Annotated in this window: 13 protein-coding genes; 5 read left to right on the top strand and 8 right to left on the bottom strand. The window is 68.8% G+C overall.

Features of this window, described 5'->3' with window-relative positions:
* Positions 1-141 precede the first annotated feature (141 nt).
* Entirely contained in the window at positions 142-3,600 is a 3,459-nt protein-coding gene (locus V5F26_RS16665; RefSeq protein WP_394947354.1) for an AAA family ATPase, read from the bottom strand.
* Positions 3,597-4,856, bottom strand: a complete 1,260-nt coding sequence (locus V5F26_RS16660; protein WP_394947355.1) for a metallophosphoesterase family protein — start codon at positions 4,854-4,856, stop codon at positions 3,597-3,599. Before V5F26_RS16660 ends, V5F26_RS16665 begins: the two co-directional genes overlap by 4 nt.
* Positions 4,857-5,212: 356 nt before the next feature.
* Here V5F26_RS16660 and V5F26_RS16655 point away from each other — a divergent pair, with 356 nt between their 5' ends.
* Positions 5,213-5,995, top strand: coding sequence for a hypothetical protein (locus V5F26_RS16655; RefSeq protein WP_234052315.1), 783 nt, complete (start codon positions 5,213-5,215; stop codon positions 5,993-5,995).
* A 39-nt stretch (positions 5,996-6,034) separates the two neighbouring features.
* Positions 6,035-6,370 (top strand): TfoX/Sxy family protein, encoded by a 336-nt coding sequence (locus tag V5F26_RS16650; protein ID WP_394947356.1) that lies wholly within the window; start codon positions 6,035-6,037, stop codon positions 6,368-6,370.
* A 321-nt stretch (positions 6,371-6,691) separates the two neighbouring features.
* Here V5F26_RS16650 and V5F26_RS16645 read toward each other — a convergent pair whose 3' ends face one another.
* The 3 genes from V5F26_RS16645 to parE all read right to left on the bottom strand — a co-directional run bounded on the left by V5F26_RS16645 (position 6,692) and on the right by parE (position 11,452).
* The gene (locus tag V5F26_RS16645) at positions 6,692-7,654 is read right to left on the bottom strand and encodes an alpha/beta hydrolase (protein ID WP_394947357.1); all 963 of its coding nucleotides are present in this window, start codon (positions 7,652-7,654) and stop codon (positions 6,692-6,694) included.
* A 118-nt stretch (positions 7,655-7,772) separates the two neighbouring features.
* Positions 7,773-9,203, bottom strand: a complete 1,431-nt coding sequence (locus V5F26_RS16640) for a DEAD/DEAH box helicase (RefSeq protein ID WP_394947358.1) — start codon at positions 9,201-9,203, stop codon at positions 7,773-7,775.
* A gap of 209 nt (positions 9,204-9,412) precedes the next feature.
* Positions 9,413-11,452, bottom strand: a complete 2,040-nt coding sequence (gene parE / locus V5F26_RS16635; RefSeq protein ID WP_394055234.1) for a DNA topoisomerase IV subunit B — start codon at positions 11,450-11,452, stop codon at positions 9,413-9,415.
* A 333-nt stretch (positions 11,453-11,785) separates the two neighbouring features.
* On the opposite strand from parE, the gene V5F26_RS16630 reads away from it, so the two are divergent.
* From V5F26_RS16630 to V5F26_RS16620, 3 genes are all read left to right on the top strand, one after another.
* Positions 11,786-13,036 carry an MgtC/SapB family protein gene (locus tag V5F26_RS16630; protein WP_394947359.1) on the top strand — a complete coding sequence of 417 codons (1,251 nt, stop codon included), beginning with the start codon at positions 11,786-11,788 and terminating at the stop codon, positions 13,034-13,036.
* A gap of 56 nt (positions 13,037-13,092) precedes the next feature.
* A complete protein-coding gene (recJ, locus tag V5F26_RS16625) occupies positions 13,093-14,913 on the top strand; it encodes a single-stranded-DNA-specific exonuclease RecJ (RefSeq protein ID WP_394947360.1) in 1,821 nt (606 codons plus the stop codon).
* A gap of 568 nt (positions 14,914-15,481) precedes the next feature.
* Positions 15,482-16,168 (top strand): YoaK family protein, encoded by a 687-nt coding sequence (locus V5F26_RS16620; protein WP_394947361.1) that lies wholly within the window; start codon positions 15,482-15,484, stop codon positions 16,166-16,168.
* Between the two features lie 56 nt (positions 16,169-16,224).
* Here V5F26_RS16620 and V5F26_RS16615 read toward each other — a convergent pair whose 3' ends face one another.
* From V5F26_RS16615 to glpX, 3 genes are all read right to left on the bottom strand, one after another.
* Positions 16,225-17,616 (bottom strand): GntP family permease, encoded by a 1,392-nt coding sequence (locus V5F26_RS16615; protein ID WP_394947362.1) that lies wholly within the window; start codon positions 17,614-17,616, stop codon positions 16,225-16,227.
* A 250-nt stretch (positions 17,617-17,866) separates the two neighbouring features.
* Positions 17,867-18,919, bottom strand: a complete 1,053-nt coding sequence (argC, locus tag V5F26_RS16610) for an N-acetyl-gamma-glutamyl-phosphate reductase (RefSeq protein ID WP_234052306.1) — start codon at positions 18,917-18,919, stop codon at positions 17,867-17,869.
* Positions 18,920-19,039: 120 nt separating this feature from the next.
* Positions 19,040-20,026, bottom strand: a complete 987-nt coding sequence (glpX, locus tag V5F26_RS16605) for a class II fructose-bisphosphatase (RefSeq protein WP_394055225.1) — start codon at positions 20,024-20,026, stop codon at positions 19,040-19,042.
* Between the last annotated feature and the right edge of the window lie 17 nt (positions 20,027-20,043).

Below are 20,043 nucleotides of genomic sequence, written 5' to 3'. Positions count from 1 at the left end.
CACCACGCGCGCTGAATGGCGATAGGCCAAGCGGGTCGTCAAGCCCCTCGCTTCCCGGCAAACGGGAGGACAAGCGCGCCCCTTCCCACCCCTGTTCCTGGAATGCGATGCGCTCCGGCGGCATCGCCGTGCCCGGCCGCCTCACAGCGTGATGATGGAGGCGGCTGGCCCCAGGGCGCGCGTGGCGCATTCGGCCACATAAGCGTGGTGGGTGAAGACGATCACCTGCGTGATGGCGCCAAGCTCGGCCAGAAGCCGCATGCCCGCTTCCGTGCGGCCTTCATCGAAGGTCACGAACAGGTCGTCGGCAAGGAAGGGCAGGGGCGTCGCCCGCCGCGCATGCTCCTCGATGGCGGCCACCCGGAGGGCCAGGAAGAGCTGGTCGCCGGTGCCCTCCGACAGGGCCTCGACACCATGGAGCCGACCATCCCGAACGGCACCAAGGCGCGGCGGGTCCTGGTCGTAATCGATGTCGATGCCGCTCCAGCGTCCGCCGGTCAGGGTGGCGAAGGCGCTGGCGGCGCGGGTGACGATGGGGCTTTGATGTGCCTCGCGATAGCGCTCGATGGCGAAGGAGAGCAGGCGGGCGGCCACATGCTCGCGGGTGAAGCGCTCCATGGCCGCGCCCATGTCGGCAATGGCGTCCTGCATCTCCTGGGCGGCGTGGGCGGCCCCATCCTTCTGGCTTAGGGCCTCCTGGGCGGCTTCGGCCTGGGTGTGGCGGACAATGGCGGCATCGCGTTCGGCCCGGGCCGCCGCATGGGCCTCGGCCGCCTCGGCGGCGTGGTGGGCCAAAGCATCGTCGTCCCGATCCGCGATTTCCTCGCGGATCTCTTCCAGGTCGCGGCCGCCGCGCAAATCATCAAGGCGAAGGTTGGCCGCGGCAAGATCTGCGGCACAGCGTGCCGCCTGCTCCAGGCGGTCCACCTGCTGGGGCAGTTGCGCCGCATTGCCGACACCGGCGCGGGCGAGCACCTCCGCCAGCTTCTCCTCCGCCCGTTCCTGGGCCGCGCGCGCGGCCGCGGCGGCCGCGGTGCGCGCGGCCAGCTGCTCGTCAGCGGCTTCGGCGCGCGCCCGGGCCTGGCGGGCGCTTTCCACCCGCTGGCGCAAGGCGCGGACGGTGGCGAACAGGTCGCCGGATGCCTGCTGGCCCAGCCGGCCGAGAAGCCCTTCGACCGCCTGAACAAAGCGCGCCTCGTCCTGCTCGATGCCGGCGATGCGGCGTTCGGCGGTGACGAGTTTCTCAACCACCGCCAGGGCCTCGTTCCACAGGCCGAGGGCCGCGCGCGCCTCGTCCGGGTCCGCCTCCAGGCGGATGCACAAGGGGGGGAAGACCTGCCCCACCTCCGCGACAAGCTCGGCGCCCTGCTTGTCGAGCGCGACCTTACGGCTGGCGAGGTCGGCCGCGTCGAGATCGTGCCGCGATTGGTCGCGCTGCCGGTCACGCTGGCGTTGAAACGTGGCGGTCAGCGCATCGACGGCGGCGCGCAGCTCGGCCATAGCGAGCGGCGCGGCTCCGAGCGGCGGCAGGCCAAGGGCGCCCCGCAGCTCTTCCGCCCGCACGCGGTCCCAGTCCACCGCGGCCTTGAGCTGCTCGGCCTCGGCTTTCTGGTCCAGCAATTCGTCAGCGGCGGCGCGGATCGCCTCCACTTCCTTCAAGACCGCGATGGAGCCTTCATCCGGGGGCAGGCGGCTCTCGCGCCACAGCCCTTCCCATGCCGCGCGCGCGGTGTGCAGCTCGACCCCGGAGGCATCCACGCGGTCCTGGGCCTGGCGCAGCCGGGTTTGCCCTTCGGCCAGGTCGAGATCGGTGCGGGCGAGGTCGGCGACACGCTGGCTCTCGCTCTGGCGATCATCGGCCAGCCGGTCGGCGGCGGCGAGGGCGCGCTCGAACTCCTCCGAGTGCATTGCGTCCTGGGGGGCCACCGGGCGCTGGGCGAGCAGAACCGGGCGCAGCGCGCGCCATAGGGCATCGCGCGCCTCGCGCCGCGTGGTGATGGCCTGGGCGGTGGGCGCCGTGCCCGCCGCATCGAGCACGGTGCGCCGCGCCTTGAGTTGTTCCACCTTGTCGGAGAGCTCGTCCCGCTGCTCTCTCTGCCGCGCATGGGCATCCGCAAGGGCATTGAGGCGGGCGAACGCCGCTTCCGCGACCGCGCGATCCGGCAATGGCCTTTGCACCAGATCCTCGGCCCGCCAGGGGCCGTAAGGCAGGCGCGAAATGCGTGCGGTCAAGGCTTCGCGGGCGGTGGCCAGCTTGCGTGCGTGGGCGGCGGCGTTGGTCGCGCGCGTCTCAGCGCCATCAAGGGCGTCGAGCTGACGCTTCAGCGGCGCTGGGTTCGCGGCCGGAACCTCCGCGCCCGCTTTGGCCTCCGTCTCGCGGCGGCGGCGCGACAGCGCCTCCGTGTCCTTCGCCAGGGCATCGAGCCGGGTGGTGTGGTCGCGCAGGCGGTCCACCAGCTTTTCCGCACGCGTCAGCAGAGGGCGGCCGGGGAGGCGCGCCCGCAGCGTCTCCACCCCGTCCAGCTCCAGGCCGGAGGCGATGCGCGCCAGCTCCGCCCGCGCGCCGTCGGCCTCGCGGCGGCGGTTGGGTAGGCTCTCCAGCTCCTTGCCCACCTGGGCCCGCTCCTCGTCGCGGCGGGCGATGTCGTCGGCCTCCGCAAGAAGGGCCTCGTCGACGGTGATCGCCTGGCGGGCGGCGCGGGCCTGATCCTCCGCCACCTGCGCTTCGGCCGCCGCCTCCACGGCACGGTTGCGCGCTGCCAGGCGCTCGCGCGCGAGGGCGGGGAAGCCGGCTTCGACCTCCGGCAGGGGGCCGAGGGTCGCGCGGGCGGCTTCGGCGGCGGCGATGGCGCGCAGCTCCTTGGCCGCCCCGCGCAGGGATTGGGCCCGGCCGGCGATGCGGGCGGCCTCGGTTTCGTCCTGCTCGGCGGCCTTGCGGTCGAGGGCGGTCTCTTCCACCGTCGCGCGGGCCTGGCGCACGGCATCGGCGCGCAGCTCACTCTCCTGGCGGGCCTTGTCGGCCTCCCTGTAGCGGCCCACGGCGGCGTAGAAGGTAAGGCGGGAGCTGGCGCGGTCGGGATTGAACAGCTCCGCCGCGCTGGCCTTCATCTGGTCCCGCAGGGCGGCCACCCGGCTCAGGCCCGGCGCCGCCGCGATCAGCGTATCAGCGAGATCGCCCCCACCCGCCAGCAGCTTGGCGCCGCCTTCGCGCAGCCGTTCCTGATCCAGCCCGAAGATGGCGCGGAACGCCGCCTTGTTGTGGGCGCCCAGGAATGAGGCCAGCACGTCGTCCGGCAAGGGTGTGTCCTTGTCCACATCCACGAGCGTGGACTGCCGCCGCTTCAGCCGGGCGAAGGACAGGGTGCGACCGGACCCGTCGGCGATGGTCGCCGAAAGCCGCATGGATTTGTAGTCATGCAGGAAGTTGAAGCGCGAGCGCTCCTCGATGCCGAACAGCACATCGCAGGCGGCGGCGAGCGCAGTGGTCTTGCCGGCTTCGTTGGCGCCCAGCACCACCACCACCCGGGCGGCGGGGTCGAAATCGAGCCGGCGATCGGTGAAGCGGCCGTAGCGGTCCAGGCCCAGGCTGAGGAACTTCATGGGTTGGTCTCGTCCGGGTCGGCAAGCCGCGCGAGGATGGCGTCCCGGGCCTCGCCAACCGCTGCCGCGAGCAACGCGTCGAGATCGGGATCGTCCTGCCCCAGGGCTTTCAGCGCCGGCCGCGGCGCGCGTTCATAGAGTCTGCGCAGGGTTTCTCGAAGGTCCGACTGGGCCGCGGGATCGTCGGCCACGTCCGCCAGGATCTGCTCGAAATCGGCCAGCAGGGGCGCGGCGGCGGGGCGTGGCCCTTCCACCTGGATCGAGACCTTCTCGATGAGCACGGCCTCGCTGACCTCCGCCGCGAGGGCAACCATGTCCTCCCGGATCTGCACCGGATCAGCTCGCAAGGCTGCCGCCATGAGGCTGCGGCCGGTGAGGGTGACGCGCACCGCAAGCGGGCGCCCTTCCGCCTGGTCCACCGCTTCCGCTAGGGCGGCGCGGGCGCGCTCAAGCACCGTTTCGCGGCTGTCGGCGCCGGTGAGCTCGACGCTCAGGGCCTCGAACCGCGCGGCATCCAGCGCCAGGGCTTCGAGCGCGGTGATGCGCCCGTCCTCAACCCGCACCAGGGTCGCGCCCTTGGGGCCGGTTTCCCGCGCGTGGCGCCCTTGCAGGTTGCCGGGGAAGACGATGGCGGGGCTCTGCGTCACCACCTCGCGCTGATGGATGTGGCCCAGGGCCCAATAATCGTACCCGGCGCGCTCGAGGTCGGCCACGGTGCAGGGCGCATAGACCTCGTGCCCCTCCCGCCCGGTGAGGGAGGTGTGCAGCACGCCGATATTGAAATGGCCCGGCACGGCGGCTGGATAAGTGAGGGCCAGATTCTGCGCCACATGGCGCTGAGCGAAGCCGCGACCGTGCAGGGCCACCTTCAATTCGGGCAAGGTCACGGTCTCGACCTCGTTCACCGAGAAGGAGCGCACATTCTGCGGTAGCGGCAGCTCGCTGGTGATGACAGACGCGGCATCGTGATTGCCGCGCAGGATGAAGACCGGGATGGCTTCCCGCGCCAGCCGGCCCATCTGCCGCACGAAGAAATGGCCGGTGGCGAAATCCTTCCAGTCGCCATCATAGATGTCGCCGGCGATGACCAGGAAGGCCACCTTTTCCGCCAGCGCGGCCGACACCAGGTTTTCCAGCGCCCGGCGGGAGGCATCGGTGAAGGCCGCGGCCTCGGGCCCGCGCCGCGCAAGGCCGCGCAGGGGGCTGTCCAGATGCAGGTCGGCGGCGTGGAGAAATTGGAACGAGGCAGTCGTCATCCGGGAATCACTGCAGCCCCTCGTGGTCGGCGGGGCGCCAGATTGCGTGCGCCCACCCGCCTTGGCAACCGGGCCCGGCACATCCGGCCGCGGCGATGGGCATTTTCCCCCACACGGTCCCGGCGGTGGGGCCCATTTCTGCCATATTCGGGATTGCCAAGGCTGGCATTGATTGTATGGTCACCGGGCTCCCCGCGTGGCGGAGATGTGGGGGCTCGATTTACAATCGCGGCGACGATGAGGGCCCTGGCTGCGCCAGCCCGGCGCCCCAGGCCCCGATGGCGACGACCGAGAGCGGGGCCGCCCCGCATCGACGCCGAAGGCCGATGCGTCGCGCATCTTTGGAGATCTGCAGCATGACATCCGCGCTTCCGCCCCTTTCCACCGTGGTCGCTCACATCGTGGATGCCGTCGAGCGCGCGCCGCTGGTGGATGAGCCTTTCTGGCACCTGGAGCTTGCGGGCGTGTTCCCGCCGGAGCTTTACCGCGCCATGCGCGTGGCGATGCCGGAGGCGCGGGAATATCGCGCGCTGAAGGGGCGCAACAATTACAATATCCAGGCCGACGGCTCGGCGACCCGGGTGAAGATCGATCTTTATCCCGAATATATCCGGCATCTCCCCGCAGAGAAGCGGGATGTGTGGGCCCTCGTCGGGCAGGCGCTGTGCGATGAGGCGGTGAAGGCGGTGTTCATGCGGCGGCTTGAGCCGGGCCTGAGCCGACGCTTCGGGCCGCAATACATGGAAACGGGCATGTTCCCCGTGCCCATGCTCACCCGCGACGTGGCCGGCTACCAGATTCCCCCGCACACGGATACGCGCTGGAAGGGCATCACCATCCAGTTCTACCTGCCGGAAGATGAGAGCATCTCCCATGTGGGCACCCGCTTCGACCGGCGGCGGGCCGATGGCGGCTTCGACATGGCCCAGCGCATGACCTTTGCGCCGAACACCGGCTATGCCTTCGCCGTGGGGTCGGATACCTGGCATTCCGTGGATCAGCTGGGGCCGGAAGTGGTGAGCCGCGATACCATTTTGCACACCTACTTCGTGGACAACACGCCCATGCTCGCCTTCCGCAATCGCGGCAAGCGTGTCGGCAACTTCCTGCTGAACGAGCTGCGGCAGCTTGCCGGGTGACCTGAGCGGGCGGAGCTTGGCCGAGGACCGAGGTGTGTAGTGGATCCGGATACCGTTTCCGATCTGTTCAGCGCGTTTGGCCCGGTACGCCTGCGCCGCATGTTCGGTGGCGCCGGCGTCTATGCGGATGGGGTGATGTTCGCGCTTGAAGCGGACGGGCTGCTTTATCTCAAGGCCGATGCCGCCTTTGCCTCGGACCTCGCCGCGCGCGGCTCCGAGCCCTTTCGCTATGTGGCGAAGACCGGTCCGCGCACCATGGCCAGCTTCTGGCGTGTGCCGGAAGCAGCTCTGGATGATGCGGATGATCTCGCGGCCCTGGCCCGCCGCGCCCTGGACGCCGCCCGGGTGGCCGCGCGGGAGCGTGCCGCTCGGTAGAGGCCCTTTCGGACGGGATAGCGCTCCAGCCGTGCGAAGAGCGCGCGCCAGCTCAATGCGTCGGACATTGGCCGATCTTATGTAGGAGATGCGCATTCGCTCGCGCGCGGACATCGTTTGCAGCCGCTTCGAACAGGGGGCGAACAAGGCCGCGCAGCGGGCGGAGCCGTGCGCCTTGGCGAGCCGGACGTGTAGATGGCCGGCCGAGGCCCGAATACAGGCCATCCGCTGGAGGCAGCAAGCATACGGGGCGTTGGCGTGAGCGGAGAGCGTGCCGTGGAAGCGCGGCCCGGCGGCGGCTCACTGGGCGCCGGGCGCGCCTTAGGATGCGTCCATGAACGTCACGATGGCGGGGATGAGGCCGGGGGCCAGCGGCAGATCGGGCATCGCATAGGTGGCGAGGTTCGCGCCACGGTCGGGCGGGGCAAGCTTAAGCACATGGTTCATACCTTCGATCCGCGTCTGTCGCGCGCCCGGCCGGGCTGCCGTGAGGCGACCGGCGTCCTCGGGTGAAACCTGGAGGTCGGTGGTGCCTTGAACCACAAGCACCGGCGCGCTGACCTTCGCAAGCTCCGCCGCCGGGTCAAGCGGCAGCCAGGACATCAGATAGCCCTGCACGCTGGGCCGATAGAGTGCGAACAGCTCCGGCGGCACATCCGCCACCGGCGACTGGCGGAGCAGGCTTTCCAAGATGCGGTGGGACTGGGCGTGGAGCGCCTGCGGCAGTTCCGCTGCGGCGAGCTGTCGTTCGAGCAGGGCACCGGCCGGCTCTCCGGCCCCGGCGATCAGCACCAGACCCGTCACCGAAGTGCCCTGGGCCGCGAGGGTGGCCACCAGGGCGCCCTCGCTGTGGCCGATGAGGAAGAGCGGCGGCGCATGGCCCGCCGGCCACTGCCACGCCTTCAGGATCGCGAGCCAGGACTGGGCATCGGTCACATAGGTTGTGAAGCGCAGATCCTCTTCCCGCGTCACGCCGCTGGCGCCGATGCCGCGCTTGTCGACCCGCAAGGTGGCGATGCCATGGGCCGCAAGCCCGCGGGCCAGGGCCTTCAGGCTGTCATTGCGGGCGTGGGGAAGGTTGCCGTCACGATCGACAGGGCCCGACCCGGAGAGGACCAGGGCGGCGGCCGTGACCTCGCCCTGCGAGGGCAGGGTGAGTGTGCCGCGTAATGGGCCGTTGGCCAGTTCGCGTTCTGTGAACGTCATCTCGGCGCGGGCAGGGGAGAGGAGCGACAGGCCGAGCAGCAGCGCTACGGCGAAGGCGCGGAAAAGCTGTTGCCCCATTGCGCTCCTTCTGTCGCCGCCAGCCCCGATGTGTGCCCGGGGCAGGTCGTGAGGTGCGGCGGGGCCGGAATGGAAAACCCCGCCATGGCCCGAGGGAGCACGGCGGGGCGGAGTGCGTTCAGCTCGCCTTCACGCGCACCGGGCGCAGGAGGAAGGCGGGCAGGTGGGACATGTCCGCCGGTTCGTTCGCCGGCGCGCGTTCGCGGCGCGGCGGGCGGGCCTCGGCGGCCTCTTCACGCTGGGGCCGGCGCGGACGCTCGGCGCGAGGCTGCTCCTCGACGCGCGGTTCCTTGTCCGGCCGCGGCTCCTTCTCGCGTTCGCGACGGGGAGAGCTGCGGCCTTCCTTTTCCACCTTGCGCTTGCCACGCAGGCGGCCGTCCTCACGCTCGCGGCTCTCCCGCTTTTCCCGCGGCGGGGCTTCGCCCAGGGGCTCGCCCTGCCAGGGAATGGAATTGCCGATGAGCTTCTCGATGGCGGCCAGCGACTTGGCGTCCGAGTGGGTCACCAGCGTATAGGCGACGCCGGAGCGCCCGGCGCGGCCGGTACGGCCGATGCGGTGGACATAATCTTCGGCATGGTGGGGCACGTCATAATTGAAGACGTGGCCCACCGCGGGAATATCCAGGCCGCGCGCCGCCACGTCGGATGCCACCAGCAAGGTGGCTTCGCCGTTGCGGAAGGAGTCGAGGGCCTTGATGCGGGCGTGCTGGTCCATGTCGCCGTGCAGTGCCACGGCATTGAAGCCGTGCTTCTGCAGCGAGCGATGCAGCACCGCCACATCGCGCTTGCGATTGCAGAAGATGATGCCGTTCTGCAGGTTTTCGCTGCCGCGGATGAGGCCGCGCAGCACGTCGCGCTTCTCCCAATCCTCCTTGCCGGAGGCGACCAGGAGCTGTGTCACCGTGGAGGCGGTGGAGGAGGGCTTGGCCACCTCGATGCGCACCGGGCTCGACAGGAACTGGTCGACCAGCCGCTGGATCTCCGGCGGCATGGTGGCCGAGAAGAACAGGGTCTGGCGGGTGAAGGGCACGAGCTTGCAGATGCGCTCGATGTCCGGGATGAAGCCCATGTCCAGCATGCGGTCGGCCTCGTCGATGACGAGCACCTCGATGCCGGAGAGCAGGAGCCGGCCGCGCTCCACATGGTCGAGCAGGCGGCCGGGGGTGGCGATGAGCACGTCAACGCCGCGCAGGAGCTTGGAGTCCTGGTCGCCGAACGAAACGCCGCCGATGAGCAGCGCCACGTTCAGCTTGTGGTTCTTGCCGTAGCGGGTGAAGTTCTCTTCGACCTGTGCGGCAAGCTCGCGCGTCGGCTCGAGGATCAGGGTGCGGGGCATGCGTGCCCGAGCGCGGCCCTGTTCGAGGAGCGTCAGCATGGGAAGGGTGAAGGCCGCAGTCTTGCCGGTGCCCGTCTGCGCAATACCGAGCACATCTCGGCGCGCCAGAACCTCGGGAATGGCCTGGGCCTGAATGGGTGTGGGCTTTGTGTAGCCCGTGTCGGCGACAGCCGCGAGAACCTTCTCGCTCAGGCCGAGTTCGGAAAATGACATTGCATCTTTTGGATGCGGCGGCGCGCCGCTGATCGAACGTCCCGTGCCGTACGGGCTCAGACGAGTGGTCGTCGGTCGGCGCGCTTGGATTCGACATAACTCGGACGACGATCAGCAACATATGTAAAACCGCCGACATGTCAATGTATACGTCTGCCTTACGTTTGCGTGAGGCGTGGCGGCGGGCGTGGCGCGGCGCGTCGGCGCCCTCAAATGTCGAGCAGGTCCTCGTCGGCGAAGGCGGCGTGCTCGGAAATGAAGGTGAAGCGGGCCTCCGGCTTGTTGCCCATCAGCCGTTCCACGATGTCGACGGTGGCTGCGCGCTCGGCGTCCTCGATCCTAACGCGCTGGAGCGTGCGCGTCTTGGGGTCCATGGTGGTTTCCTTGAGCTGGGCCGGCATCATTTCGCCCAGGCCCTTGAAGCGGCCCACCTCCACCTTGCCCTTGCCGGTAAACTCCTTCTTCAGCAGCTTTTCCTTGTGGGCATCGTCGCGCGCATAAAGGGTCTTGGCGCCCTGGGTGATGCGGTAGAGCGGCGGCACCGCAAGATAAAGATGGCCGCCTTCGATCAATTTCGGCATCTGCCGGAAGAAATAGGTGACGAGAAGGGAGGCGATATGCGCCCCGTCCACGTCTGCGTCGGTCATGATGATGACCTTCTCATAGCGCAGGTCGGTATCACGGTAAGTTGATGTGGTGCCGCAGCCCAGCGCCTGGGTGAGGTCCGAAATCTGCTGGTTCTGGGCCAGCTTGTCCCGGCCGGCGCTGGCCACGTTCAGGATCTTGCCGCGCAGGGGCAGCACCGCCTGCGTCTTGCGGTCGCGCGCCTGCTTGGCGGAGCCGCCGGCCGAATCGCCCTCCACGATGAACAGTTCGGAACCCGCGGCCTCGGTGTTGGAGCAGTCGGCCAGCTTGCCGGGCAGGCGCAGCTTGCGCACCGCGGTCTTGCGGGAAATCTCCCGCTCCTGCTTGCGGCGCAGGCGTTCCTCGGCCCGGTCGATGACGTGCTCGAGCAGCCGGCTCGCCTGGTTCGGATTGGCCGCCAGCCAGTGGTCGAAGGGGTCGCGCAGCGCGCTTTCCACGATGCGGGCGGCTTCCGTCGTGGCAAGCCGGTCCTTGGTCTGGCCCTGGAATTCGGGCTCGCGCACGAACACGGAGAGCATGGCGACGCAGCCCGTGCTCACATCGTCGCCGGTGATGACCGAGCCGCGCTTGCCCTGGCCGGAGCGGTCGGCATGGTCCTTCAGGCCCTTGAGCAGCACCGCGCGCAGGCCATTCTCATGGGTGCCGCCGTCCGGCGTGGGAATGGTATTACAGTAAGAGGCGATGGAGCCGTCGCCGTCCGCCACCCAGGCCACCGCCCATTCCACCGAACCGTGGCCGCCGGGCTTCTGGATGCGCCCGGAGAAGATGTCCGGATGCACCAGGGTCTGCCCTTCAAGGTCGGAGGCGAGATAGTCGCGCAGGCCGCCGGGGAAGCGGAACACCGTCTTTTCCGGAACGCCATCGACGCCCTTCAGCAGCTCCGGATCGCACGACCAGCGGATTTCCACGCCGCCGAACAGATAGGCCTTGGAGCGCGCCATGCGGAACACCCGGCCGGGATCGAAATGTGCGCCGGGGCCGAAGATTTCCGGGTCAGGGTGAAAGCGCACCTTGGTGCCGCGCCGGTTGGTGATGCGCCCGACCTTTTCCACCGGCCCTTCGGCCACGCCCTTGGAGAAGCGCTGGCGATAAAGGGTCTGGTCGCGCGCCACCTCCACCTCGAGGTGGTCGGAGAGCGCGTTCACCACCGACACGCCCACGCCGTGCAGGCCGCCGGAGGTCTCGTAGACCTTGCTGTCGAACTTTCCGCCGGCATGCAGGGTGGTCATGATGACCTCCAGCGCCGACTTGCCGGGAAACTTGGGGTGGTCCTCCACCGGAATACCGCGCCCGTTGTCAATCACGGTCAGGTAGCCGTCGGTGGCGAGCTGCACTTCGATGAAGGAGGCGTGGCCGGCCACCGCCTCGTCCATGGAATTGTCCACCACCTCCGCGAACAGGTGGTGCAGCGCCTTGGAATCCGTGCCGCCGATATACATGCCCGGTCGCCGGCGCACCGGTTCCAGACCCTCCAGCACCTCGATGTGGGCGGCGGTGTAGTCGGAAGCCATGGTGGGGACGGTGGTGGCCTTCGTCCGGCCGGAAGCCTTGGACGAGGAGCGCGGACGGCCGGCGGAGCCGAAGAGATCATCGGTATCGGACATGGATGGTCGATAGCAGAGCATAAGCGAGCGCGCACGCGAATCGTGCGCGGCCCGCGGCCAGGGTTGCCCCATCTTGCCAGAGCTGGAGCGGAAGGGGAACAGAATGGCAACATGTCCGCCTCCGCCACCTCTGTGGAAGAGGGGGCGATGGGGGCGCAGAGGCGGACTTCGCGCGCCACGGCGGACGGCCGGCTCGTTTCCCGGTACCCGGGCGTGGGCGTGGCCTAGCTTATTGGGCTGTCGCGTTTTCTTCATGTGAACCGGTGTCCACTTCGCCGGAAAACTCTCTAGGATCGCGCCGGGCGGAGTCGCCGCGCGAATGGGCCGGACACCATGGACCACCTGATTTTCCATCTCGCCGTCTCCCTTGCCATCGGCCTCTTGGTGGGGGTCGAGCGTGGGTGGCGCGAGCGCAAGGAGGAGGAGGGCAGCCGCACCGCCGGCATCCGCACCTATGCGCTTGTGGGCCTGCTCGGCGGCGTCAGCGCGGCCTTGTCCCAGGCGCTGGAGAGCCCGGCATTGCTGATCGTGGCGGGTCTCGCTGCCAGCACGCTGTTCGCGGTCTTCAAATATCGCGAGATGCTGCGCGATAACGATTACAGCATCACGGGCATCGTCGCCGCCATCCTTGTATTCGCGCTGGGCGCGCTCGCGGTGGTGGACGATACGGAGGTCGCCGCCGCCGGCGCCATTGCCGTCACCGCCTTGCTGGCGGAGCGGGAGGGGCTGCACCGCCTGGTGCGGCGCCTGACCTGGCCCGAGCTGCGCTCCGCGCTGCTGCTGCTGGTGATGACCGTCATCGTGCTCCCGCTGCTGCCGGATCACACCATCGACCCCTTCCACAGCCTGAACCCGCGCCAGATCTGGCTGTTCATGGTGCTCACGGCCACCATCTCCTTTGCGGGCTATGTGGCGGTGAAGGTGGCGGGGCCCGAGAAGGGCATTCTCTTTTCCGCCGTGGGCGGCGCCATGGTGTCATCCACAGCGGTTGCCATCGCCTTCGCGCGGCGCTCCACGGCGGGTGAGCCCTCGGGTCTGCTGGCGGGAGGCGCGGCGCTGGCGGCCATGGTCTCGGTGCTGCGTGTGCTGGTCATCTGCGCCGTGGTGCGCCCTGAACTGCTGCTGCATCTGGGCCCGCCGGCCCTGGCGGCGGCCGCCGGCTTCGGCATTCCAGGGGCGGTGATGATGCGGCGGGGCGCCGGTGCGCGGGGCGAGGCCAATCTCGGCAACCCCATTGATATTGGCCCGCTGGCGGCGTTCGCGGCCCTGTTCGGCACCGTGTCGCTGCTGAGCGGGTTCCTGCTGAAGGCGGTGGGGCCGGACAGCCTCTATCTGGTGAGCGCGGTGGCTGGCCTCGTGGACGTGGATGTGCCGTCCCTGAACGCGACGCGGCTCGCCGGCAATGGCCTTTCCATGGAAGGGGCGGCCCTATGCATCCTCATTGCCCTGGGCATGAATGGCGTGGGTCGCGTGCTGTTCGCGGCCGCCGGGGGCACGCGGTCGTTCACGGTGCGCTTCGCGGTCGCCACCCTCATCGCCGCGCTCGCCGCGCTGGTGGTGCTGCTGGCGCTGCGGCTGTTCTAAGCGCAGCCGAGCTCGCGCATGGAGGGCTTGCGCCCTGAAGCCTCGACGACGCCCTGATGCTCTGGCTTCATGAGCCGGTGAATATCGCCCTGACGAATCGACCCTTCCTCAACGTCTCCCAATCCGCCACCGGCCGCGCCTGGCGGGAGCGGCTGGATGTGCGCGGCGCACAGACGGCCCTCGCCATGGCCCAACGCTACGGTGTGAGCGACCTGCTCGCCCGCGTGCTCGCCGGGCGGGGCGTCGCCCTGGAGGACGTCGAGACCTATCTCGATCCCGCTTTGCGCACCCTTCTGCCTGATCCCGATACCCTCACCGACATGGCGCCTGCGGTGGCACGGCTCGCTTATGCCGTCACCCGCAGCGAGAAGGTGGCGGTGTTCGGGGACTATGACGTGGATGGCGCATGCTCCACGGCGCTGCTAGTGGGGCTGCTGCGGCAGGCGGGGCTCGACCCGCTCTTTCATATTCCCGACCGCATCTATGAAGGCTACGGCCCCAATGTGCCGGCCATCGAGGCCCTGGCCGCCGAGGGCGTGAAGCTGCTGGTGACGGTGGATTGCGGCACCACCTCCATCGAGCCGCTGGCCGCCGCCCGCCGGTTGGGCATGGACGTGGTGGTGATCGACCATCACCAGGCCAGCGAGGCGCTGCCGCCCGCCCAGGCCATCGTGAATCCGAACCGGGAGGACGACCTTTCCGGTCTCGGCCATGTGTGCGCTGCGGGGCTCACCTTCATCACCGCCGTGGGGCTGGTGCGGGCGCTGCGGCAGGCCGGGCATTTCGGGACCGACCGGCCAGCGCCGGATCTGCTGGAGGCGCTGGACCTCGTGGCCCTGGCCACGGTGGCGGACGTGGTGCCCCTCACCGGCCTCAACCGGGCGTTTGTCACCAAGGGCCTTATCGCCCTGCGCCGACGTGGCCGGCTGGGCCTCACCGCGCTGATGGACGTGGCGCGGCTGGATGGGCCGCCGCGGCCCTATCATCTCGGCTTCATCCTTGGCCCGCGCATCAATGCGGGCGGGCGCATCGGCGATGCGGCGCTTGGTGCTCGGCTGCTGCTCACCCAGGATCCCATGGAGGCGAAGACCATCGCCACCGAGCTGAACCGCCTGAATAGCGAGCGCCAGGAGGTGGAGCGCGCCATCGTCGCCGCCGCCGAGGCGGAAGCGCAGGCGGCCCTCGGCCTTCACGACGAGGGCCCCGTGGTGGTGGTGAGCGGGGAGGGCTGGCACCCCGGCGTGGTGGGCCTCGTCGCCTCGCGCCTGAAGGAGCGTTTCCAGCGCCCCGCTTTCGCCATCGCGCTCAATGGCGCCACCGGCACCGGCTCGGGCCGCTCCGTGCCCGGGGTGGATCTCGGCCGCGCCGTCCGCGAGGCGGTGGAGAAGGGGCTTCTCGTGAAGGGCGGCGGCCACGCCATGGCAGCCGGCCTGACGGTGGAGCGCGCTCGGCTCGGCGATCTGCGCGCCCATCTGGAAGAGCGGCTCGGTGCCGATGTGGAGCGCTCGCGGGCCGAGGGGGCCCTGACCGTGGACGGTGCCCTGACCGCCGCAGCGGCGACGCCGGCGTTGGCCGAAACTGTCGCCCGCGCCGGCCCGTTCGGCGCTGGCAATCCGGAGCCGGTGTTCGCCTTTCCCAACCATAAGCTCTCCTATGTGGAGAGCTTCGGCGCCGGCCATGTGCGGGCGCGGCTGATGTCCGGCGATGGGTCGAGCCTGAAGGCGATCGCCTTCCGCGTGGCGGAAGAACCGCTGGGCCGGGCCCTGCTGGCGGCCCGCGGGCGGCCGCTGCATGTGGCCGGTTCCCTGGAGCCGGAGACATGGCAGGGCGAGACTCGCGTCTCCCTGCGCATCAAGGACGTGGCGGAAGTGGCCTGAAGGCCGGCTGCCGGCCCACCGCGCGCCGGGATGGCGCCGGAAGCTGCCGTTGGGCCGGGCTCTGCTGGGGGGACAGGCAGGCGCTATTTTAATGTCGCTCGCTCCAAAGACCGGCAACCTGTGGCAGGGCGAGCCGCACGTTTCCCTGCATATCTATGACGTCCCGGAGCTGGGCCACAGGGCGTCCGCCGCCCTCCGGGGTGATCCCAAAATCTGCTGTTGCGCCGAGCCGTGCTGGCGGCACGCGGGCGGGACTGCATGTGGTCGGTTCCTGGGGCCGGAGACCTGGCAGGGCGAGACCCGCGTCTCCCTGCGCATCACGGACCTCCCGGAGCTGGGCTGAAGGGCGGCGGTGGGCTCTGCTGGCGGTAGGCTGGTGGCCGCTGCATGCGGCCTGTTCCCTGGAGCCGGAGGCCTGACCGGGCGAAGCACGCGTTTCGTTATGGATCAAGGACGTGGCCGAGGTCGGCTGCCGGCTCCTCCGGCGGGATGGCACCAAAGATCGTCGCTTGTATCCCGTGCCGGCCGTGCATCATGCGCCGTGATGCGATTCCCGGGGGATGCCAGCGTGAGCCGGTGGTTGCCGATCCTGTTGTGTTTCAATGCCGGCTTCGTGGATACGGCCGGCTTCGTCGCCTTGGGTGGCCTGTTCACCGCCCATGTCACGGGCAATATCGTCACCTTCTCGGCGGCGCTGGCGCAGGGGCATGCGCCGGAGGTGGGCAAGGTCATCGCCATGCCGGTCTTCGCCATCGTCGTGGTGGCGGCGCATCTGCTGGGCCGGGCCATGGCCGTGCGGGGGCAGAGCGATTTCCGCATTCTGATGGCGGGCAAGCTGGTGTTGCTCGCCCATGCGGCCCTGGTCGCCATCGCGATCGGGCCGTTTCCCGATCCCAGTGCGCCGAGCGCCCTCATGACGGGCATGACTCTGGTGAGTGCCATGGCGGTGCAGAACGCTTTGCATCGCACCCATCTGAAGGATCTGCCGCCCTCCACCATGGTCACCGGCACCATCACCCAGCTGCTGGTAGACGGCTCCAATCTGCTCTGGCCCCATCCCGGCGCCGAGCGGCATGTGCACCGCGAGCGGCTGCGGCGGTTCGGCGCCAATTTCCTCGGCTTCGTGGGCGGGTGCGGGCTCGCGGCCTTCCTTTATCTGATGGTGGGCATGTGGTGCATGCTGGTGCCGCCCTTGGTGGCGGTGGCGGAGATCTTTTGCCTGCCGGCGGATCGGGAGAAAGCGGCGGCCGGATAAAGAAAAACCCCGCGGGCCGGGTGGCGCGCGGGGTCTTTTTTTGGGGTTCGGCAGGCTCAGTAGAGGCCGGTGAACCAGTAGAAGCCGATGACGAAGAACACCGCCAGCGTCTTGATGATGGTGATGGCGAAGATGTCGCCATAGGACTGGCGGTGGGTGAGGCCCGTCACCGCCAGAAGGGTGATGACCGCTCCGTTATGGGGCAGGGTGTCCATGCCGCCGGAGGCCATGGAGGCCACGCGGCTCATCACTTCCAGCGGAATGCCGTAGGCATGGGCCTGGGCGATGAACTGCTCCGACATGGCTGCCAGCGCGATGGACAGGCCGCCCGAGGCCGAACCCGTGATGCCGGCCAGGGTGGTGACCGTGATCGCCTCGTTGACAAGCGGGTTCGGGATGGCCGAGAGGGCGTTCTTGATGACGAGGAAGCCCGGCAGCGCCGCGATGACGGCGCCGAAGCCGTACTCCGTGGCGGTGTTCAGGCTGGCGAGCAGCGCGCCGCCCACGGCATCCTTCGAGCCGCCCGCGAACTTGCCGGCGATGGGCTTGAAGGCGAACAGCAGCACCGTGACGATGCCCAGCAGCAATGCTGCCTGCACCGACCAGATGGCGGCCCAGCTGGCGGTCGACACGCTCACCGCATGGCCACCCTCGGTAAGGGTGACGGAGGCGGTAGTTTCATACCAGGTTGGGATGAGGCGCGCGAACACCAGGTTGGCGATGCCCACCACCACCAGCGGCAGCAGCGCCAGCCAGGGGGACACCAGCGGCACGCTTTCGTCCACCACCACTTCGTTGATGTGGCCGGTGCCGTAGCCCTCACCCTTCTTCTGGGCCTGCTTGCGGCGGAACTCCAGATAGGAGAGGCCGACCACCAAAATGAAGGCCGTGCCCACGAAGCCGAGGATCGGCGCCGCATAGGCGGTGGTCTTGAAGAAGGTGGTGGGGATGATGTTCTGGATCTGCGGGGTACCCGGCAGCGTATCCATGGTGAAGGAGAAGGCGCCCAGCGCCACCACCGCCGGCAGGAGCCGCTTCGGAATGCCCACCTGGCGGAACATTTCCGCGCCGAAGGGATAGACCGCGAACACCACCACGAACAGCGACACGCCGCCATAGGTGAGCAGCGCGCCCACCAGCACGATGGACAGGATGGCGCGCGAGGGGCCCAGCAGCTTCACGATGGCGGACACGATGGACCGCGAGAAGCCCGACAGCTCGATGAGCTTGCCGAACACGGCGCCGAGCAGGAACACGGGGAAGTAGAGCTTGATGAAGCCCACCATCTTTTCCATGAACAGGCCGGAAAAGATGACCGGAACCGCACCAGGGTCCGTCAGGAGCACCGCGCCAATGGCGGCGACCGGGGCAAACAGGATGACGCTGAAGCCGCGATAGGCCACGAACATCAGGAAGAAGAGCGCCGCAAGGCAGATGATGAAGCTCATCGGCGTTGGATCCAGCAAAAGAATGGAGGGAACGTCGAACCTCTATGCCAGTGCATGCACCGGCATGGGGAAGCTACCCTGCCATAAATCGGGCAGCGACTCGCTTTGGGTGGATATCCACCGGGATATTTACGATTTGGTAATGATTCCGCAACGGCAAGAGCCCCTTGGGATTGCCTGCTGAAGACGAAACAACCGCCCCGGCGCGGCCGCGGGCGGTTGTCGTCAGGTCAGAGATGCGTGAGAAGACTCACGGCATGAGGGCGATCTGCTCCAGCCCCATGGCTTCGGGGAAGCCCAGAACGAGGTTCATGTTCTGCACCGCCTGGCCGGAGGCGCCCTTCACCAGGTTGTCCAGGGTGGAAAGGATGATAGCGCGCCCGCTCACCCGGTCGGCCACCACGCCGATGAACACCATGTTGGAGCCGCGCACGTGGCGGGACTGCGGCACCGCTCCGAAGGGCAGCACGTGCACGAAGGTCTCGCCCTTGTAATAGGCCGAGATGAGCTTGTGCAGGTCCTCGGCGGTGGCGCCCGTGGTGCGCACGTAGATGGTGGCGTAGATGCCCCGGTTCATGGGTGCCAGCACCGGCACGAACATGGGGACCACCTGCCGCCCGGCGGCCTTGGAATATTCCTGGTCCAGCTCGGCCATGTGCCGGTGCGAGCCCACGGAATAGGCATGGATGCCCTCCGACACCTCGGAGAACAGCATGGCTTCCTTGGCCGAGCGGCCGGCGCCGGACATGCCGGTCTTGGAATCGATCACGATGGATTCGGGGTCGATGGCGCCGGCTTCCAGGAGCGGCACCACCGGCAGGATCGACGTGGTGGTGTGGCAGCCCGGATTGGCCACCAGCCGCGCCTTGCGGATGTCGTCGCGATAGATCTCCACGAGGCCGAACACCGCCTCCTGCTGCAGGTCGAGGGCGCTGTGGGGGTGGCCGTACCACTGCTCGTAGGCGCCCGGGTCCTTCAGGCGGAAGTCGGCGGACAGGTCCACCACCTTCACCGTGGAGGAGCTTTCGAGCACCTTCTTGATGACTTCCTGCGTCGTGCCGTGGGGCAGGGCGCAGAAGACGAGATCTACCGCGCTGAAGTCCACCGCATCGATGGTGACCAGCTTGGGCAGCGGGAAGGGCGCGAACTGCGGGAACACGTCGGCCATGGACAGGCCGGCCTTGCGGTCGGCGGTCAGGGCGACGATCTCCACACGCGGATGGCGCAGCAGCAGGCGCACCAGCTCGGAACCGGTGTAGCCAGAGGCACCGAGAACCGCGATCCTTGCCTTTGCGTCCGCCATCTTCCTCTCCTGACATCGCCGCGCGCCCCGGTAGGGGCGGCTTTCGTGCGGCGACGGTCTCTACACCCATCCCGTATCAGGGAAAAGACACCCGCCGGCCGGCGGTATCGGGGCTCGCTTCTACTCCGCGAAGCGGAACTTGCGGAAGTCGCGATGCTCGGTGGTGATGCGGCGCACGGTGCCGGTGGCGGCCCGCAGCACGATGGTGTCGGTCTCGATCACCTCGCGGTCGAAGCGCACGCCCTTGAGGAGCGCGCCGTCGGTGACGCCGGTGGCGGAGACGAGGCAATCGCCCCGCACCATTTCCTCGAGGTGATAGATCTTGGAGCCGTCGCGGATGCCCAGCGCCTTGGCCTGCTCGCGCTTCCTTTCGGTGTCCAGCACGAGCCGGCCCTGCATCTGGCCGCCGATGCAGCGCAGCGCCGCCGCCGCCAGCACGCCTTCCGCCGCGCCGCCGAGGCCGAGATAGATATCCACCCCGCTTTCCTCGGGATTGGTGGTGTGGATGATGCCGGCCACGTCACCGTCGGTGATGAGCTTGATGGCCGCCCCGGTCTTGCGCACCGCCTCGATGAGGGGCGCATGGCGCGGGCGGTCGAGGATGAGCGCGGTGATTTCGGAGGTCGGCACGCCCTTCGCCTCGGCCAGGGCCTGCACATTCTCCTCGGGCGGGCGGGAGAGGGAGACGATGCCGTCGGGATAGCCGGGGCCGATGGCCAGCTTCTCCATATAGACGGGCGGCACCTTCAGCAGCGAATCCGCCTCCGCGATGGCGAGCACCGAGATGGAGCCCTCCATGTTCTTGGCGCACAGGGTGGAGCCTTCAAGCGCATCCACCGCGAGGTCCACGGTGGCGTTGTCGCCCTCGCCGCCAGCACCGAAGGTCTCACCCACGAACAGGTGCTCGACCTCTCCCTTCGCGCCTTCGCCGATGACGACGGTGCCATTGACGGGAACGGTCTGCAGCTCGCGCCAGCAGGCCGCCATGGCCGCCAGGTCGGCTTCCTGTTCGTCACCGCGGCCACGCAGGCGCGCGGCGGCGACGGCGCAGCGCTCGGTGATCTGGGCAAGGTCGAGGGCCAGACGGCGATCGAGGACTTGAGGCATTCTCTCGTGCAGGGGGG

It is taken from the genome of Xanthobacter variabilis (genome assembly GCF_043831965.2).
Lineage (GTDB): Bacteria > Pseudomonadota > Alphaproteobacteria > Rhizobiales > Xanthobacteraceae > Xanthobacter.
Note: the sequence above shows the minus strand (reverse complement) of the source record. Positions and strands in the feature narration are given on the sequence as shown.

Bases quoted from the DNA above. Each gene is read 5' to 3' on its own strand.
- argC (WP_234052306.1), bottom strand. From the start codon at position 18,919: ATGGCGGACGCAAAGGCAAGGATCGCGGTTCTCGGTGCCTCTGGCTAC.
- recJ (WP_394947360.1), top strand. From the start codon at position 13,093: ATGCTCTGGCTTCATGAGCCGGTGAATATCGCCCTGACGAATCGACCC.
- V5F26_RS16655 (WP_234052315.1), top strand. From the start codon at position 5,213: ATGACATCCGCGCTTCCGCCCCTTTCCACCGTGGTCGCTCACATCGTG.
- V5F26_RS16645 (WP_394947357.1), bottom strand. From the start codon at position 7,654: ATGGGGCAACAGCTTTTCCGCGCCTTCGCCGTAGCGCTGCTGCTCGGC.
- V5F26_RS16665 (WP_394947354.1), bottom strand. From the start codon at position 3,600: ATGAAGTTCCTCAGCCTGGGCCTGGACCGCTACGGCCGCTTCACCGAT.
- V5F26_RS16615 (WP_394947362.1), bottom strand. From the start codon at position 17,616: ATGAGCTTCATCATCTGCCTTGCGGCGCTCTTCTTCCTGATGTTCGTG.
- glpX (WP_394055225.1), bottom strand. From the start codon at position 20,026: ATGCCTCAAGTCCTCGATCGCCGTCTGGCCCTCGACCTTGCCCAGATC.
- V5F26_RS16640 (WP_394947358.1), bottom strand. From the start codon at position 9,203: ATGTCATTTTCCGAACTCGGCCTGAGCGAGAAGGTTCTCGCGGCTGTC.
- V5F26_RS16660 (WP_394947355.1), bottom strand. From the start codon at position 4,856: ATGACGACTGCCTCGTTCCAATTTCTCCACGCCGCCGACCTGCATCTG.
- parE (WP_394055234.1), bottom strand. From the start codon at position 11,452: ATGTCCGATACCGATGATCTCTTCGGCTCCGCCGGCCGTCCGCGCTCC.
- V5F26_RS16630 (WP_394947359.1), top strand. From the start codon at position 11,786: ATGGACCACCTGATTTTCCATCTCGCCGTCTCCCTTGCCATCGGCCTC.